16 protein-coding genes are annotated in these 16,922 nt (G+C 63.8%); 7 read left to right on the forward strand and 9 right to left on the reverse strand.

Features of this window, described 5'->3' with window-relative positions:
- Positions 1-159 precede the first annotated feature (159 nt).
- The gene (locus tag DBR46_RS27305) at positions 160-1,146 is read left to right on the forward strand and encodes an NAD(P)H-quinone oxidoreductase (RefSeq protein WP_124529109.1); all 987 of its coding nucleotides are present in this window, start codon (positions 160-162) and stop codon (positions 1,144-1,146) included.
- A 160-nt stretch (positions 1,147-1,306) separates the two neighbouring features.
- Here the strand turns inward: DBR46_RS27305 and DBR46_RS27310 are convergent, their stop codons facing one another.
- On the reverse strand, positions 1,307-2,431 hold the full coding sequence (locus DBR46_RS27310) for an alkene reductase (protein WP_124529111.1): 1,125 nt from the start codon (positions 2,429-2,431) through the stop codon (positions 1,307-1,309).
- A 79-nt stretch (positions 2,432-2,510) separates the two neighbouring features.
- The gene (locus DBR46_RS27315; protein ID WP_124529113.1) at positions 2,511-3,188 is read right to left on the reverse strand and encodes a type 1 glutamine amidotransferase domain-containing protein; all 678 of its coding nucleotides are present in this window, start codon (positions 3,186-3,188) and stop codon (positions 2,511-2,513) included.
- Positions 3,189-3,346: 158 nt separating this feature from the next.
- Between DBR46_RS27315 and DBR46_RS27320 the strand changes: the two genes are divergently transcribed.
- Positions 3,347-4,291: a GlxA family transcriptional regulator gene (locus DBR46_RS27320; RefSeq protein WP_124529115.1), complete on the forward strand. Its 945-nt coding sequence runs from the start codon at positions 3,347-3,349 to the stop codon at positions 4,289-4,291.
- On the opposite strand, the gene DBR46_RS27325 is transcribed toward DBR46_RS27320, so the two are convergent.
- Positions 4,269-4,775, reverse strand: coding sequence for a GNAT family N-acetyltransferase (locus DBR46_RS27325; RefSeq protein ID WP_124529117.1), 507 nt, complete (start codon positions 4,773-4,775; stop codon positions 4,269-4,271). The two genes, DBR46_RS27320 and DBR46_RS27325, sit on opposite strands and share 23 nt — an antisense overlap.
- A 180-nt stretch (positions 4,776-4,955) precedes the next feature.
- Between DBR46_RS27325 and DBR46_RS27330 the strand changes: the two genes are divergently transcribed.
- Entirely contained in the window at positions 4,956-5,828 is an 873-nt protein-coding gene (locus DBR46_RS27330; RefSeq protein WP_124529119.1) for an undecaprenyl-diphosphate phosphatase, read from the forward strand.
- A gap of 145 nt (positions 5,829-5,973) precedes the next feature.
- On the opposite strand, the gene DBR46_RS27335 is transcribed toward DBR46_RS27330, so the two are convergent.
- The 5 genes from DBR46_RS27335 to DBR46_RS27355 form a co-directional block, all read right to left on the reverse strand.
- Positions 5,974-6,927, reverse strand: coding sequence for a Dyp-type peroxidase (locus DBR46_RS27335; RefSeq protein ID WP_124529121.1), 954 nt, complete (start codon positions 6,925-6,927; stop codon positions 5,974-5,976).
- Between the two features lie 50 nt (positions 6,928-6,977).
- Positions 6,978-7,796 carry a sugar phosphate isomerase/epimerase gene (locus DBR46_RS27340; protein WP_124529123.1) on the reverse strand — a complete coding sequence of 273 codons (819 nt, stop codon included), beginning with the start codon at positions 7,794-7,796 and terminating at the stop codon, positions 6,978-6,980.
- A 1-nt stretch (position 7,797) separates the two neighbouring features.
- Entirely contained in the window at positions 7,798-8,997 is a 1,200-nt protein-coding gene (locus tag DBR46_RS27345; protein WP_124529125.1) for an NAD(P)/FAD-dependent oxidoreductase, read from the reverse strand.
- A 2-nt stretch (positions 8,998-8,999) separates the two neighbouring features.
- Complete coding sequence (locus DBR46_RS27350; protein WP_017735293.1) at positions 9,000-9,320, reverse strand: MocE family 2Fe-2S type ferredoxin; 321 nt, start codon at positions 9,318-9,320, stop codon at positions 9,000-9,002.
- A gap of 77 nt (positions 9,321-9,397) precedes the next feature.
- Complete coding sequence (locus tag DBR46_RS27355) at positions 9,398-10,537, reverse strand: fatty acid desaturase family protein (protein ID WP_256659406.1); 1,140 nt, start codon at positions 10,535-10,537, stop codon at positions 9,398-9,400.
- 161 nt (positions 10,538-10,698) lie between these two features.
- Here DBR46_RS27355 and DBR46_RS27360 point away from each other — a divergent pair, with 161 nt between their 5' ends.
- Positions 10,699-11,748 carry a LacI family DNA-binding transcriptional regulator gene (locus tag DBR46_RS27360; protein ID WP_124529127.1) on the forward strand — a complete coding sequence of 350 codons (1,050 nt, stop codon included), beginning with the start codon at positions 10,699-10,701 and terminating at the stop codon, positions 11,746-11,748.
- Between the two features lie 161 nt (positions 11,749-11,909).
- On the opposite strand, the gene DBR46_RS27365 is transcribed toward DBR46_RS27360, so the two are convergent.
- Positions 11,910-13,871 (reverse strand): sigma-54-dependent Fis family transcriptional regulator, encoded by a 1,962-nt coding sequence (locus DBR46_RS27365; protein ID WP_124529129.1) that lies wholly within the window; start codon positions 13,869-13,871, stop codon positions 11,910-11,912.
- A gap of 186 nt (positions 13,872-14,057) precedes the next feature.
- Here DBR46_RS27365 and DBR46_RS27370 point away from each other — a divergent pair, with 186 nt between their 5' ends.
- Genes DBR46_RS27370 through DBR46_RS27380 form a run of 3 tightly spaced genes read left to right on the forward strand, consistent with a single transcriptional unit; the run spans position 14,058 to position 16,784 of the window.
- Positions 14,058-15,062 carry a Gfo/Idh/MocA family oxidoreductase gene (locus DBR46_RS27370; protein WP_124529131.1) on the forward strand — a complete coding sequence of 335 codons (1,005 nt, stop codon included), beginning with the start codon at positions 14,058-14,060 and terminating at the stop codon, positions 15,060-15,062.
- Positions 15,059-15,838 (forward strand): TIM barrel protein, encoded by a 780-nt coding sequence (locus DBR46_RS27375; RefSeq protein WP_124529133.1) that lies wholly within the window; start codon positions 15,059-15,061, stop codon positions 15,836-15,838. Before DBR46_RS27370 ends, DBR46_RS27375 begins: the two co-directional genes overlap by 4 nt.
- 19 nt (positions 15,839-15,857) lie before the next feature.
- A complete protein-coding gene (locus DBR46_RS27380; protein ID WP_017735287.1) occupies positions 15,858-16,784 on the forward strand; it encodes a sugar ABC transporter substrate-binding protein in 927 nt (308 codons plus the stop codon).
- The last annotated feature ends 138 nt before the right edge of the window (positions 16,785-16,922 follow it).

Below are 16,922 nucleotides of genomic sequence, written 5' to 3' on the forward strand. Positions count from 1 at the left end.
GTTTCCCCCAGCGCTGCATATATGCATCCCTGTGCCGCTAAATCGCAGCATTATTGCATCAGCATTCCTCGATATGCTGGGGGCTGAGAAAAATACCCGGGACCTCCGACCGTTCGCCACGGTCCCACCCCATAAGCTCACCCTTACAGGACTCACCCAATGACCCTGCCTACCGACATGACCCTGATCGAAATCACCACCCCCGGCGGCCCCGAGGTGCTCAAGCCACGCCAGGTGCCTGTGCCCGCCCCGGCGGCCGGCGAGATCCTGATCCGTGTACACGCCGCCGGGGTCAACCGCCCTGACGCCCTGCAACGGGCAGGCAAGTACCCGATGAAACCCGGCATGAGCCCGATTCCCGGCCTGGAAGTGGCGGGTGAAGTGGTGGCGCTGGGTGAAGGCGTCAGTGAATACGCCCTTGGCGACAAGGTCTGTGCGCTGACCAACGGCGGCGGTTACGCGCAATATTGCGCGGTACCCGCCGGCCAGGCGCTGCCGATCCCCGACGGCCTGTCGTGGATTCAAGCCGCCGCGATCCCGGAAACCTTCTTTACCGTGTGGGCCAACCTGTTCGGCATCGGCGGCGCCCACAAGGGCCAGCGCGTGCTGATCCACGGCGGCACCAGCGGCATCGGCACCACCGCGCTGATGCTGTGCCGCGAGTTCGGCATCCACACGTTCGCCACCGCCGGCAGCGCCGACAAGTGCGCCGCCATCCGTGAACTGGGGGCCGAGGCGATCAACTATCGCGAGCAGGACTTCGCCGAGGTCATCGGCGCCGAGGGCGTGAATGTGATCCTCGACATCATGGGCGGCTCGTACCTCAACAATAATCTGAAGGCGTTGAGCATGGACGGGCGCCTGGTGATGCTGGGCTTTCTCGGCGGCGCCAAGGCCAATGATGTGGACCTGCTGACCATCCTCGGCAAACGCGCAATCGTCACCGGCTCGTTGCTGCGCGCGCGGACCAAAGATGAGAAAGCCGCCATCGCCGAGCAATTGCGCGAGCATGTGTGGCCGGTGCTGTCAGCCGGGCGTTGCCTGCCGATGATTGATCAGGTGTTTGATTACACCGAGGCCGACAAGGCCCATGGGCGGATGGAGGGTGGGGAGCATATTGGCAAGATTGTGTTGCGGGTGATCTAAGCCCACCCTCACCCCATTGTGGGAGTGGTTTTTTGTGGGGTTGGCTTGTGTGGGAGCTGGCTTGCCTGCGATAGCATCACCTCGGTACACCTGATGCACCGAGGTGCCTGCATCGCAGGCAAGCCAGCTCCCACACAAGCCAGCTCCCACATTTACCGCATTACGACTGGTAAGTTGGGTAGTCGGTGTAACCCTGCTCCGAACCACCGTACATGCCCTCAACCCGCAACGGATTCAGCGGCCAACCATTGAACAACCGTTGCGGCAGATCCGGGTTGGCAATGAACGGCCGACCAAACGCAATCAAATCCGCCAGCCCCGCTTGCACCAGTTTCTCACCGCGTTCAGCGGTGTAACGCCCGGCATAGATGATGCGCCCGCTGAAGCGCTCGCGCACGGCACGACGGAAGGTGTCCGGCAGTTCGGGCGCGTTGTCCCAGTCGGCTTCGGCGATGGACAGGTAGGCGATTCCCGCCGCTTCCAGCACGTTGACCGCTTCGATGTAGGTGTGGTGCGGGTCTTCTTCCACCAGGCCGATGTAGACCCGGTCCTGGTCCGTGCCGCTGAACAGCGGTGAAAAACGCACACCCAGGCGTTGCGGGCCGATGGCCGCGCTGACGGCTTCGACGATTTCCCGCAGGAAACCCAGGCGGTTGTGCAACGAGCCGCCGTATTCATCCTCACGCTGGTTGGCATGGGCCGAGATGAACTGGTTGACCAGGTAACCGTTGGCCGAATGAATCTCCACCCCATCAAACCCGGCCGCTATCGCGTTGCGTGCCGCCTGGGCATACAGCCCGACCAGGTCCTTGACCTCTTGCGTGCTCAGCGCGCGCGGCACCGGCGGTTGCACCAGTTCACCGGCGCCCGGCGCGGTTTCGATAAAGGCCTTGACCTGCTGCGGCTGGATCGCCGACGGCGCCACCGGCGCTGCGCCGTCGGGTTGCAAATCGTGGTGGGACACGCGCCCCACATGCCACAACTGGGCAAAGATCACCCCGCCCTCGGCATGCACCGCGTCGGTGACCTGGCGCCAGCCCTCGATTTGCGCCGGCGTGTAGATGCCCGGCGTCCACGCATAGCCCTGGCCACGCGGTTCGATCTGCGTGCCTTCGCTGACCATGAACCCCGCCGACGCGCGTTGGCGGTAGTACTCGGCCATCAGGTCGGTGGCGATATCACCCGGTTGGGCGCTGCGCTGGCGGGTCAACGGTGGCAGCACGATACGGTTGCTCAGGGTGTGTCGGCCCAGTTGCAGCGGGGTGTTCAAAACGTTGTCTGTCATGTGGGGTTTTCCAAATCCGGGACGAGCAAAAGCCTTGGCGACTCCATGGAGTCGCCAATCAATAAAGGGGTGAATTAAGTTACGCGGTGAGTTTCAGCAGCGCCTTGGCCACATCGCTGGAGCTGCCCGGGTTCTGCCCGGTGACCAGCAAGCCATCGACGATCACAAAGGATTGCCAATCGGCACCCTTCTCGTACTGGCCGCCAAGTTTCTTGAACTCGTCTTCCACCAGGAACGGCACCACGTCGGTCAATTCCACCGCCGCTTCTTCCGAGTTGGAGAAGCCGGTGACACGACGGCCCTTGACCAACGGCTCACCGTTGACCGCCTTGACGTGGCGCAGCACACCCGGCGCATGGCAGACAAAGCCGATGGGCTTGCCGGCGCGTTCGAATGACTCGATCAGCGCAATTGAAACCGGCGACTCCGCCAGATCCCACAGCGGGCCGTGGCCGCCTGGGTAGAACACGGTGTCGAAGTCGTCGGCATTCACCGCGTCCAGCTTCAGCGTGGTGGCCAGGGCTTTCTGCGCAGCCGGGTCGGCGGCGAAGCGGTGGGTCTGTTCGGTCTGGAAGTCCGGCAGGTCGCTGACCGGGTCCAGCGGTGGCTGCCCACCGGCCGGGGATGCCAGCACCACCTCGGCGCCGGCGTCCTTGAACGCGTAATACGGTGCCGCAAACTCTTCGAGCCAGAAGCCGGTCTTGCGGCCGGTATTGCCCAACTGATCGTGAGAGGTCAAAACCATCAATACTTTCATTGTCGAGTGCCTCGGGATGACTGAGGGTTGAAGCTTAGGAGCCGGGGCGCAACGGCACAACGTCATATCCGCAAGGTTTTCGGACATGCACGGTGGCAGTTGCCGTTTGCCCGCCAGCCGCCGACAATCCCACCTCCCCCGCCCCTTGGAGAGATGCGATGCACAGCGTTGCGCTGCTGGTTTACCCGAATTTTGAATGCCTGAGCCTCAGTGTCGGCTCGGTGTTCGAGTGCGCGAACCTGCTGCGGGGCGAGCCGGCCTATGAGTTCCACCTGGTGTCGGAGAGTGGCGGCGCGGTGATGACGTCCCAGGGGTTCTCGGTGAACACCACGCCGATCCGGGCGGAGGGCTACGACACGCTGATCGTCGGCGGTTATATGGAATTCCGCCTGCCGGAGGCCAACCTGCTGGCGTTGGTCACGGCGGCCGCGGCCCAATCGCGGCGGGTCGCGTCGCTGTGCATGGGCATCTTTGTGCTGGCCGAAGCCGGCCTGCTGGAAGGCAAGCGCACCACCACCCACTGGATTCACGCACCGGCCTTTCGCAAGCGCTACCCGCAGATCCAGTTGGACGAAGACCGCTTGTTCGTGGTGGACGGCCAGATCTGGACCGGCGCCGGCATGAGCGCCGGCGTGGATATGGCCCTGGCCATGGTCGAGAACGACCTGGGCAGCGACCTGGCGCGGCGCATCGCGCGCAAACTGGTGATCGCCCAGCGCCGGGGCAGCGAGCAGTCGCAGCTGTCGGCGTTGCTGGAACTGGACCCGAAATCAGACCGCGTGCAACTGGCCCTGGCCTATGCCCGCGAAAACCTCACCCACGATCTTTCCGTGGATGCCTTGGCCGACGTCGCACGGCTCAGCCCGCGCCAGTTCAGCCGGGTGTTCCGCGAAGAAACCGGGCAAACCCCGGCCAAGGCCATCGAAGCCCTGCGGGTAGAAGCCGCGCGCACGCTGATGGAAACCAGCCGCCACCCGGTGGAAGTGGTGGCCCGCGAAACCGGCTTCGGTGACCGCGAGCGCATGCGCCAGGCGTTCCTGCGTGCCTTCGGCCAGCCGCCACAGGTGATGCAGCAAGCGTTTAATGCAGCGCCACCCGCGTGATCAAGTAGCTCACCAGGTTCGGTTCATCCTCCAGCTCCAGGGTCTGTACCGGGCGCGGCAGGTTATCCAGCACGGTGCGCCAGAACGCCTGGGACACTTCATCCTGGTCATAGAAACGCACCAGCCAATTGGCCTCGCCGCTGCACAGCACCTGGGTGGCGATGGCGCGGCCGATACCTTTGCGGCGGTAGCGCTTGAGAATAAACAGATCGGCCAACTCCAGGGCGTCCATCCCCGGGACCTCGCTGCCTTCGATCAGCAGGAAGCCGGCGATATAGCCGTCCACCAGCAACAGGTTGGCGCTCCACTGCGGGTCTTGCCAATAGCGCGCCAGGTGTTCGTCATGGATGTAGAAACGGCCGTCCCCTTCGACATCTTCCTGCTCCCAGTCCGACGACTCGTAGGCGTAGTACTGGTAGAGATTGCGGATCAGCTCGGCCTCTTCGGGGCCGGTCTGGATCAGTTCTACGGTGGTTTCAGGCATGGGACTCTCGGTGAAAAAATGCAGGGCGCCATTGTTCACAAAACCTTCATGCAGGCCAATACATTGTCCAACCTTTCTGTTTGCTGAACCGAAGGCGGATTTGTGCAGGCCCATTGCAACATCCTGAAACATTTAGCCTAGACTGCCCGGGATTCCGTTTTTTTCTCAAGGACACGCACTGTGAGCAATGTCTGTACCGCGGGCCTGGATGTGGGCTTTGCCTCCCTGGATTACTTGCAAATCTTCATCCTGGGCGTGATCCAGGGCATCACCGAACTGTTGCCGGTGTCGTCCACCGCCCATATGCGCGTGGTACCCGCCCTGCTCGGCTGGCAAGACCCGGGCTCGGCGTTTTCGGCGGCCATGCAGTTGGCGGCGCTGGCAGCGGTCGTCAGTTACTTCTGGCGCGACGTGCGCCAGGTGACCACCGGCAGTATCAGCGCAGTACGCCGGGGCGACTACAACGACCGCTGGTTCAAGCTGGCGGTGGCGATTGTGCTGGCGACGATTCCCATCGGCATCGCCGGATTGGCGCTGTCTTCAACCTTGAACGCGTGCAACTCGCCGTTGCGTGGGTTGATGGTGATCGGCATTTCCTGCGTGGTCATGGCCGTGCTGCTGGCCGTGGCGGAAGTGCGCGCACGACACACCCGGGAGATGGGTGAGATGCGCCTGCGCGATGCGTTGATCGTCGGCATTGCGCAGATTGGCGCGTTGATTCCGGGGGTATCGCGCTCGGGCTCGACCCTGACCGCCGCGCTGTTCCTCAACTTCAAACGTGAAGAGGCGGCGCGTTTCTCCTTCCTGCTGGGCCTGCCGGCCATTGCCCTCGCCGGGTTGAAGGAGCTGTGGGTGCTGCTGCACGCCGACTTGCCGGCACACGCCTGGCCGCACCTGTTGTTTGGCCTGGTGGTGGCGAGCGTCTCGGCGTTTTTTGCGATCTGGGGGTTGATGAAGTTTCTGGAGCGGTTCTCGACCTGGCCGTTTGTGATTTACCGGGCGTTATTGGGGGTGTTCCTGATTGTGGCGGTCAGCACTGGCCTGCTGACCTGACACCGCTCTAAAACCAACAAATGTCCAATGTGGGAGCTGGCTTGCCTGCGATAGCGGTGTGTCAGTCGATAGGTTTTTGACTGATCCACCGCTATCGCAGGCAAGCCAGCTCCCACACAAGCCAGCCTCAACATGGGAACGGGGGTTACTGCCGGTCAGCCAGCTCTTCCAGCAAGTCAGCCGACGGCACAAAAAACAACCCACCCGTCACAGCCGTACTGAAATCCAGCAGCCGGTCGTAATTGCCCACCGGGCGCCCGACAAACATATTCTCCAACATCAACTCCAACGGCTGCGGCGAGCGCGCATAGCCGATGAAATAGGTGCCGAACTCTCCCACCCCCGGCCGCCCAAAGGGCATGTTGTCGCGCAGGATCTTCACTTCGTTGCCGTCCGCGTCGGTAATCACCGTCAGCGCGCTATGAGAGTTGCTCGGCTTGGCCTCATCATCCAATTCGATATCCGCCAGCTTGGTACGCCCGATCACCTTCTCCTGCGCCTCCACCGTCAGGCCGTTCCAGGCGTTCATGTTGTGCAGGTACTTCTGCACCAGCACGTAGCTGCCGCCACGGAATTCGCTGTCTTCATCCCCGACGATGGTGAACCCTTCGGCCTTGCGCCCCACCGGGTTCTCAGTGCCATCGACAAAGCCGATGATGCTGCGCATATCGAAGTAGCGGAAACCCTGGACCTCATCCACCACCTTGACGCTATCCCCCAGCGCCGCCATCAGCTGGGTGGCCAGTTCAAAACACAGGTCCATCTGCTCGGCGCGGATGTGCAGGAGGATATCCCCCTGCGTCGCTACAGCCATGCGCCCTTGCACACCAAACTCGCGAAACGGATGCAGCGCCGCCGGGCGTGGCGCGCCGAACAGGCGATCCCAGGCGTCCGAGCCAAACCCGCAGACACAGGTGAGGTTGCCGTCCGGCACGCGCTTGCCCACCGAGCGCACCAGCCCGGCGATGTCAGCGCACCAGGCACGCACCGTGTCGACATTACCGGGCGTCAAGGTGGCGACCATGAAGATCGCGCTGCGGGTGATCGGGTGGCACACCGACTGCGGTTCCAGAGGCGGCTGAACAGAGGATGAAGTCATGGTGAACATCCAGGCTAAAGGGCGGGAGTGAACCCGCGCAGATTAGCAGATCATTTCTGACAATTTCGCCACACCTCGCGAATCAACGCTTGCAGCTTCAAGGCCTCGCTCCAGCGATCACTGATCTCACGGCCGTCCGCACCGGTGATCGCATACGGCGGCGGGCCCAGCTCGCAGGTGAAGGACAGGCTGTGCGACGGGTCGGGCCGCGCCAGCCAGTCTTCGATCCCGTAGCGCCACCACTCGGTGAAGCGCTGCACCCAGGGTTGGTGCTGGGGAAAGTCCAGGGAAACCTGCACCTGCTCGCTGCTCGCCACACGCCCATGGAAGCCCCAGCTGTGGCGCAGGATCGTGCGGATCTGTTCATCATCTTCAACGGCGCCCGGCTCGGGCAATTCGCGTCCGACCACGTAGTGCGACAGGTCGGCCAGCAGCTGCAAGTCCGGCATCTGCGCCAGCAGATCCAGGGTAAACAGCAGGTCGTTGGTCAGCCGATAGCGATGGGTTTCCAGCAGCACCGGAAAATCCACCTGCTCGGCCAGGCGCTGCCAGCCTTCCACCAGCCGCGCCGCGTCGGCCTGGGTACGCGGGCGCACGTCAGCCTGCAAGGTGAGGTGGTGACAGCCGTAGCGGCTGATCACATCCAGCGCGGCGGCCAGGTCATCCACCGATTGCGGAAAGAGTTGGCCCTCGATCTGCAAGCCCCTGGCCGAGGCGGCGGCGTGCAAACGCGCGACATCGGCGGGGTTCCAGTAGTGGTCGGTGATGCCGTCGAAACCGGCGGCTTTGATGCGGTCCAGTTGCACCTCGAGAGGACCGGGTTCGGTCTGCATCGCCCACAGGGATTGGAATACCAGGAATTGGCGCATCTCAGCCTCGCAACAGGTGTTTGAGGGACAGCTCGGGGTCGGCCAGGTTGGCCGCGTTCAGCACCACACGCGCCGTGATCAGGCGTTCACACAGCTTGATGTCCTTGGCCGCGCCATTGCCCGGCGCCCAGCCGCAGGCGCCTTGCAACCGCTGATCAGCGTCGAGGTAGAACAGCAGCAAGCCACCGCCGGGCAAGGTGCGGCTGACCACTGCGGGCGTCATCACCCCCACGGTCAGCAAGCCCCAGTCGTACTGGTCGGACCAGAAACCGGGCAGCGCGTCGAAGGGCAACTCGCGTCCCAGCAGGTTCAGCGCCGCATGCCGGCCCTGGGCTTCGGCGTTGCGCCAGGTTTCCTGGCGCTGATACAGGCCATCCTGGCGAAACTCACAGACATCGCCGGCCGCATAGATATTGGCCGCGCTGGTGCGCAGAAACCCATCCACACGAATGCCCTGCCCCACGTCCAGCCCCGCCGCCGTCGCCAGTTCGATATTGGGCTGCATGCCGATACCCACCACCACGCGGTCGCAGGGCAAGCGCTGGCCGTCCACCAGCAACACACCGTCCGCCTGGATGGACTCCAGTGCCACGTTCAAGCGCACATCCACCCCGTGCTCACGGTGCAGATTCAGCAACGCCTCGGAAATGACCGGCGGCAATACCCGCCCCACCAGTCGCGGCCCGGCTTCCAGTACCGTGACTTCACAGCCCAGGCCACGGGCCGTCGCCGCCACTTCCAGGCCGATAAACCCGCCGCCAACCACCACTACTCTCGTGCCAGGCTTTAGCGCATCACGCAGGGCCAACGCTTCATCGTGGGTGCGCAGGTACAGCACGTTGGCCGGTGACTGGGGCAAGCGCCGGGCGCGGCCACCGGTGGCCAGCAGCAAACCGGCGTAGGGCAACCATTGGCCGTCGGCGAGTTGCAGGCGGTGTTGCTCGGGCTGCAACTGCGTCACCGGGTTGGCGGCGATATGTTCGATGTTCAACGCGGCCAAGCGCTCGCGGTCGCACAGGCTGTAGCCGGCCAGATCCGCAGTGCCTTGCAGCAGTCCCTTGGACAGCGGCGGCCGTTCGTAGGGCAAGTGCGGTTCGTCGCCGATCAGGATCAGCCGTCCGCTGTAGCCTTCTTCGCGCAGGGTCAGTGCCGCACGGCCACCGGCATGGCCGGCGCCGACGATAATCAAGGGTGCGTTCATCGTCACACCGTGACGGCGAGCAACACCCGCCCCGCTTCGACCCGCACCGGGTAGGTCTTGAGGTTGACGCACACCGGCGCGCCCATGGCTTTGCCGGTGCGGTAATCAAAGCGACCGTTGTGCTTGGGGCATTCGATCACGTGGTCCATCACCAGGCCGTCGGCGAGGTGGATTTTCTCGTGGGTGCACAGGCCGGCCGTGGCGAAAAACTCATTCTCGGCCGAGCGATACACCGCGTAGGTGTGCGCGCCGTGGTCGAAGCGCAGCACGTCTTCTTCGTCTATTTCGCCCACGGCGCAGACGTCGATCCATTGATCGTTCATGGCATTTGTCTCCAGGTGATTGGCTAATCCTGTGGCTAGGGAGCTTGCTCCCGCTGGGCTGCGAAGCGGCCCCAACCTCAGCTGTCAGGATTTGTCTGAAAAAATGCGGTGGCGTCATTGGGGCTGCTGCGCAGCCCAGCGGGAGCAAGCTCCCTCGCCACAACAGGCTCGCTTGCACCGGGAATAGGCCGCTGGATGAAATAGTTCGGATCGCTGCGCTGCTTCCACACCGTCGGCAGGATTTCCTTGTACGCCGCGAAAAGGTTCGCGTACGGCGGCGGGCAGTCACCACGAATTTCTTCGTGCAGTTGCTCAAGTGCGTGGTACGGCACCATCGGGTACATGTGGTGTTCGAGGTGGTAGTTCATGTCCATGTAGATAAAGCGCAGCACGCGGTTCATGTAGATGGTGCGGCAGTTGCTGCGGTGGTCGAGCACGTCTTCGGCAAGGCCGACGTGTTGGGTCAGGCCGAACAGGTAGCCGAGCCAGGCGCCGTAGAGGCTCGGCAGGCCGACCAGCATCAGCGGCAACCAGCTGTGCAGGTACAAGGCGGTGCCGATGACCACGGCATAGATCCCCACCCAGATCCGTGCGGCACGGAACACCTTGGGCCATTCGGATTCAGGGATGAAGTCGGCCTCTTGCGCGCTCATCTTGCCGGCGGCATGACGGGCCACGCCGCTGAAGGTCTTCCAGGCCAGGGGCAGATTGAACAGGCTCAAGAACATCATCAGGAAGCTCGGCGGACGCGGCTCGACGATCTCCGGGTCGCGGCCGACGACGATGGTGTCGGTGTGGTGCCGCGCATGGCTCCAGCGCCACACATGGGGTTCGAAGATGCACATGAAGCTCGCGACCTGGTAGAGCACGTCGTTCATCCAGCGGGTCTTGAACGCGGTGCCGTGGCCGGTTTCGTGCCAGCGCGGGTTGGACGCGGTGCCGTACAGCACGCCATACACGATAAAGAACGGCACGCAGGCCCAGGAGCCCCAGAACCAGTAGCCGCCAAAACCGCTGGCGACCAGCGCGATGACCCACAGGGCGGTGTCGCGCAGGGCTGGGCCGTCGCGGCGCTGCATCAGTTCTTTCATGCGTTTGCGGGAAATCGGTGATTGATACCAGCTGGCCGAGACCAGGCCTTTTTCAGCAGCGCGGGCGGCTTCGGGACCAGTGAGGCTGTAGTCGCGCCGGGCGGTGTGAGCGGTGTGTTCAGGCATTGTTATTGTTCTCCGCAAGCGTGGGTTTCAGGTGCGTTGTGCAACCCACGATAGAGAAGCGCTAAATCGCTCTCAAGGCCTTGAATCCATTCCCTATCAAGCTATCATCCAGGCCCAGCGGGGCTTGATAGTTTTCTATCAAGACGCTCAAGGGGCCAGCCATGCACAACAATAAACGCCCAACCATCGCCACCGTTGCCGCCCAGGCGGGCCTCAGCGTGGCCACCGTCGACCGGGTGTTGAACGCCCGCGCGCCGGTCAATCCAGACACCGCCGAACAGGTGTTCCAGGCCGCCGAAGCCGTGGGCTATTTCGCCGCGCGGTTGATCGGCCAACGCATCCGCGAACGCCGGCCGACTTACCGTTTTGGCATCCTGCTGCTGGCCACCGCCCAGGCGTTCTACGCCAGCCTGGCGCAGTCGATTGCCCAGGCGGCCGAGCACCACGCCGGCGCCAACCTGACCTGCCAATTCGACTACATCGTCGATCGCAGCCCCAGCGCCATCGTCGCGCAGATCGAGCAACTGGCAGTGCAATGCGACGCCCTGGCCGTGGTGAGTTTTGCCCACCCGCTGATCAATGCCACGCTGGCGCAGATCCGCGCAGCCGGTGTGCCCGTGGTCGCCCTGCTCTCGGATATCCACGAACAAGCGGCGGAACCCTACGTCGGCCAGGACAACCACGTGGTCGGGCGCACCATGGGCTGGCTGCTCGCCCGCACTTGCGGCGCGCGTAAAGGCAGCGTGGGGATTCTGCTCGGCGGCCACCGTTTCCTCGGCCACCAGGCGCGGGTCACGGGCCTGCACAGCTACCTCGCCGAACACGCGCCGGGGCTCAAGCCGTTGGAGCCACTGATCAACCTGGACAACTGTGACATCACTGAAGAAGCCACCCTCGACCTGATCACCCGCCACACCGACCTGCGCGGCCTGTGCGTGGTGGGCGGCGGCGGCGACGGCATCATCAGCGCCCTGGCGCAACTGCCCAAGCGGCCGGCGTTGTGTTGCATCTTGCAGGAGTCCACCGAGCTGTCGCGCCGGGCGCTGAGCCAGGGGTTGGTGGATGTGGTGATGGACTCGCAGCCGAGGCAGACGGCGGTGGCGGTGGTGGAGTTGTTGGTGGAATTGCAGAGTGGCGAAGCGTTCGATCCGGTCAGGCATCGGGTGTATGTGCCGCCGCAGATCGTGACCTCGGAGAACCTGGGTAGCTGACTCATGGAGATCAAAATGTGGGAGCGGGCTTGTGTGGGAGCGGGCTTGCTCGCGAAGGCGGTATATCAGTCAACTCATTCGGGTCTGACACTCCGTATTCGCGAGCAAGCCCGCTCCCACACAAGCCCGCTCCCACATTTGATCTGCGCAAGGCTTGAACTTCAGCTCTTGCGATAGTCCCCGGCACTCAAGCCAAACCGGCTCATCTTGTTGTACAGCCCACCCCGCGACACGTTCAGTTGCCGCGCCGCCAAGCGGATATTGCCGCCCGTACTTTCCAGCGCCGCAACGATGGCGTTCATTTCATGGCTACTGAGGTCCTGTGCCGGCTGCGGCTCATACACCCGCAGCGGCGTGCGCGGCTTGGTGTCCAACGGCAGGTCCAGCGGCTGGATCAATGCCCCCATCGCCAGGTTGGTCGCCCGTTCGATGCTGTTTTCCAGCTCGCGCACATTGCCCGGCCATGGGTAGGCACACAGCAACGCCAGCGCTTCCGGCGCAAAGCCCTCCACCGATTTGCGCAACGAACGGGCGTAACGCGCAAGGAAGTGCCGTGCCAGCAGCGGAATGTCTTCACGGCGCATGCGCAGCGGCGGCACGGTCAGGTTCAACACATTGAGGCGGTAGTAAAGGTCTTCACGAAACGCGCCCTCGGCCACCGCCTGGCTCAAGTTGCGGTGTGTGGCGGCAATGATGCGCACATCCACGCGCCGCGAGTTCTTTGCGCCGACGCGAGTCACTTCGCCCTCCTGCAACACCCGCAGCAGGCTGACCTGGGCGTCGAAGGCCATGTCGCCAATCTCGTCGAGAAAAATCGTGCCGCCATCCGCCAGTTCGAACTTGCCCGCCGAGCCGCCACGGGTGGCGCCGGTGAACGCGCCTTCGACATGCCCGAACAGTTCGCTTTGCACCAGGTCGCGCGGGATCGCGCCGCAGTTGACCGCCACAAAAGGGCCCTTGTGGCGGTCGCTGCCGTTATGGATGGCCTGGGCAAACAGCTCTTTGCCGGTGCCGCTTTCGCCGAGGATCAAGGTGGTGGAGTCGCTGCGACTGGCGATGCGCCCCAGGTGCAGGGCGTCCTGGATCGCCCGTGACTGGCCCTGGATGGTGTCGAAGGTATAGCTGGCCTGGGTGCCGATGATGCGCCGGGTGATTTCGCGGATGCGCCGGTTCTCGCGCAGCGAGACGATCACCCCGCCCTGCTCCAGCGGACACACCGAAACCAGGCACGCCAGTTGGCTGCGATCGTGCAGGTGGAAGGTGCAGTCGCGGTCGCGCACGGGCTCGCCGAGGGTATCGCTCAGCTCGCTGCGGCCCAGGTGCTGGAACGGGCGGCCGATCAGCTCCAGGCCCACGCCGAACAACTGCCGGGCGTAACGGTTGAGCGCCTTGATGCAGCCGCGCTCATCCAGCACCACCAGGCCTTCGTTGAGCACTTCGAGCACGGTTTGCTGTTCTTCCAGCAGCGCTTGCAGGGCCATCTGCCGCGACACTGCGTCCGCCGCCGCTTGCACGGTGCCGAGGGTGTGGAAGTGAAACCAGCCGGGCTCGGCGGTGAGGGTGAGCATGGCCAGGGTCTGGCCCTGGGCGTTCTTGATCGGCGCGGCGGCGCAGTGCATGCGGCGCTGGCGCAGGCCCGTGGCGAAGTTTTCCTCGGCCAGCACGTACACCAGGTGATCCTCGGCCAGCGCCAGGCCGGTGCAGTTGGTGCCTTGCACCGACTCCAACAGGCGGCTGCCCACCGGGGTGATATCCAGCCCGCAAAAGTACAGGGTGGTGCCGTCGGCATCGGTGAGGTTGATGTGCCCGCGCGGGTTGTAGGCCAGCAGGCCGTGCATGACCTGCGCCGCAGCGGCGATCAGGACGCGGTGCGTGGCCAGGGTCGCAGCCAGGCTATCCGGCGCCACGAAGCGATAGGCGTTGTCTGCCGGATCAATCCTGGCCTGCACACTGCGCCGCCACGAATCCCAGATCACTTGGCGCACGGCGGCCGGGCGTTCGACCGCGCCGGCCAGGCACGCGTGCCATGCCTGTTCCAGCGCGGCCACGGGGCCGTCATTCAACGCCGCAGGCCCCAGGGCGGTGAGGTAGTCGAGGTCTTGTACGCTGAACGTCATGCTCATTCCGGCGTGTCCATGTTCATGTTTTTGACATGTCAGTATAGACATGTCATCCAAATGAACACTTTTTGTTTATTGATTTTTAATAACTGTTAATTATCAACAAGTTACAAGTTGGCACAGCCTTTGCTCCTCCCCCTTTACCCATCAGGACTGTCCTGAGGCCAACAATAAAAAAGGGGTCACTTCATGAGTACACAGAACATCCGCCTGGGTTTGATCGGTGCCGGTCGCATGGGCAGCTTCCACGGTTTGACGGCAGCGCGGCATATCCCCGGCGCCAGCCTCGTCGCCATCGCCGACCCCACCCCAGGCCAAGCCGCGCGCCTGGCGGCGGAGCTGGGGGTGGACAAGGTCTACACCGACCCGCAGCACCTGCTCGACGACCCGGACATCGACGGCGTGATCATCGCCGCCCCCGCCCGCAGCCATGCCGAACTGGTGATCAGCGCCGCCCGCGCCGGCAAGGGGATCTTCTGCGAAAAACCCATGGCCATCACCCTCGATGAAGCCGACCGCGCCATCGCTGCCGCCGCCGATGCCCGCGTGCCGTTGCAGGTCGGGTTCAACCGGCGCTTCGCCAAGAGCTTCCGCACGGCCCACCTCGACGTCGCCGCCGGGCGCATCGGCACGCCGCAGTTGCTGCGCTCGGTGACCCGCGACCCGGCGCTGAACAATCCCGCCGCGTCGCCGCAATGGGTGATCTTTCTCGAAACCCTGATCCACGACTTCGACACCCTGCGCTACCTCAACCCCGGCGCCGAAGCCGTGCAGGTGTATGTGATGGCTGACGCGCTGATCGCCCCGGCGTACAAGAGCAAAGGTTTCCTCGACACCGCCGTGGTCGCGATCCGCTTCGACAACGGCGCCATCGCCACCGCCGAGGCCAACTTCCAGGCCGTGTACGGCTACGACGTGCGTGGCGAAGTGTTCGGCAGCGAAGGCATGCTGAGCATGGGCAGCCTGAATGATTCGGACCTGGTGCGCTACCTGGCCCAGGGCATCCAGGCCGATACCCAGCGCCTGGACACTGATCTTTTGCGCGACGCCTACATTGCCGAACTCAATCACTTCGCCGACTGCCTGCGCACCGGCGCCAAGCCGATGGCCAGCGGCGAAGACGCCCGCGCCGCCCTGGCGATTGCCCGTGCGTGCATCGAGTCGTTCCAGCAAGGCAAGGCGGTGGCCGTATGAGCCCGTTCAAACTGGCGATCAGTGCCGAGATGGTGTTTCTCGACCTGCCTTTCATCGAACGGGTCAAGCGCATTCACGCCCTGGGCTTCAGTGCGGAAATCTGGAACTGGACCGACAAGGACATCGCCGCCCTCGCAGCCACCGGCGCCGACTTCACCTCGATGACCGGCTACATCAGCGGCACCCTCACCGACCCGGATGGCATTCGCCAGCTGCTCGACAGCGCCCGCGAATCCCTCGGCGTTGCCGAACGCTTGAATTGCCCCAGCCTCAACCTGCACGGCACCGGCCTGGGTGACGGCGGCCTGCCGGTGCAGCCGGTCAGCCAGACCACCGGGCGCATGTGGCTGAGCGCCTGCAAGACTCTGGAAAAAATCGCCCGCCTGGGGGAAGACGCCGGCCGCGTGTTCCTGCTGGAAAACCTCAACACCGAGGTCGACCACCCCGGCACCCCGTTCGCCCGCGCCGACGACACCCTGGCGCTGATCGAAGCCGTGGGCAGCCCGCACCTGAAAATGAACCTGGACCTGTACCACGCGCAGATCGGCGAAGGTAACTTGGTAGAACTGATCCAGCGCGCCGGCAGCGCCATCGGTGAAATCCAGGTGGCCGATGTGCCCGGGCGCAAGGAACCCGGCACCGGCGAAATCCACTACCCTGCGATTGCCAGGGCCTTGCATGCCATGGGCTACACCGGCGTGGTCGGCCTCGAAGGCTGGGCCAGCGGCGACAGCGAACTGGCCCTGGAGCGATTCCGTCAAGCGTTCACCCTATAACAATAAAAGGACCACCCTTATGAACCGCTATTCGTTGATTGTTGCCTCGCTGTTACTGCTGTTCAGCCCGTGGACGCTCGCCGATTACCGCATCGGCGTGAGCATTGCGCGGGTCGACGACAACTTCATGACCTACGTGCGCAACGGCCTGGAAACAGCCGCCAAGCAGCAAGGCGTGAAGATCCAGTTCGAAGACGCCCAAGGCGATGTGGTGCGCCAGCTCAACCAGGTCGAAGGCTTTCTCAACCAGAAAGTCGACGCAGTGATCGTGCTGCCGGTGGACACTTCCGCCACCGCCAACATGACCCGCGCCGCCGTGGCCGCCAAGACTCCGCTGGTGTACGTCAACCGCCACCCGGACGAGCGCACCCTGCCCAAGGGCGTGGTCACCGTGGCCTCCAACGACATCGAGGCCGGGCAATTGCAGATGCGCTTCCTCGCGGAAAAACTCGGCGGCAAAGGCAACGTGGCGATCATCATGGGCGACCTCGCACAGAACGCCACCCATGACCGCACCGAAGGCGCCAAGCAGGTGCTCAAGGACTTTCCCGGGATCAAGGTCGTCGAGCAGCAAAGCGCCGAATGGCAACGCAGCAAAGGCATGGACCTGACCAGCAACTGGCTGCTGGCAGGCACTCAGTTCGATGCGATTGTCGCCAACAACGACGAAATGGCCATCGGCGCTGGGATGGCGTTGCAGCAGGCGGGCAAGGCCAAGGGTGATGTGGCGATTGTCGGCATCGACGGCTTGCCGGATGGGCTCGCGGCGGTGAAGCGCGGGTTGTTGGCGGCGTCGGTGTTCCAGGACCCGAAGGCGCAGGCGGCCAAGGCGGTGGAGTCGGCGATCCGGATGATCAAGGGTGAAGCGATTGAGTCGGAGGTGTGGGTGCCGTTTGAGCTGATCAAGCCGGAGCAGGTGGCGGTGTTTGAGCAGCGCTACAAATAACCTGGAGCCCACAGATCCAACTGTGGGAGCGGGCTTGTGTGGGAGCGGGCTTGCTCGCGAATGCGGTGGGTCAGTCAATACATGTATCGGCTGATACACCGCTTTCGCGAGCAAGCCCGCTCCCACATTTTTAACCGC

The sequence above is a fragment of the Pseudomonas sp. KBW05 genome (assembly GCF_003852405.1).
Classification (GTDB): Bacteria; Pseudomonadota; Gammaproteobacteria; order Pseudomonadales; family Pseudomonadaceae; genus Aquipseudomonas.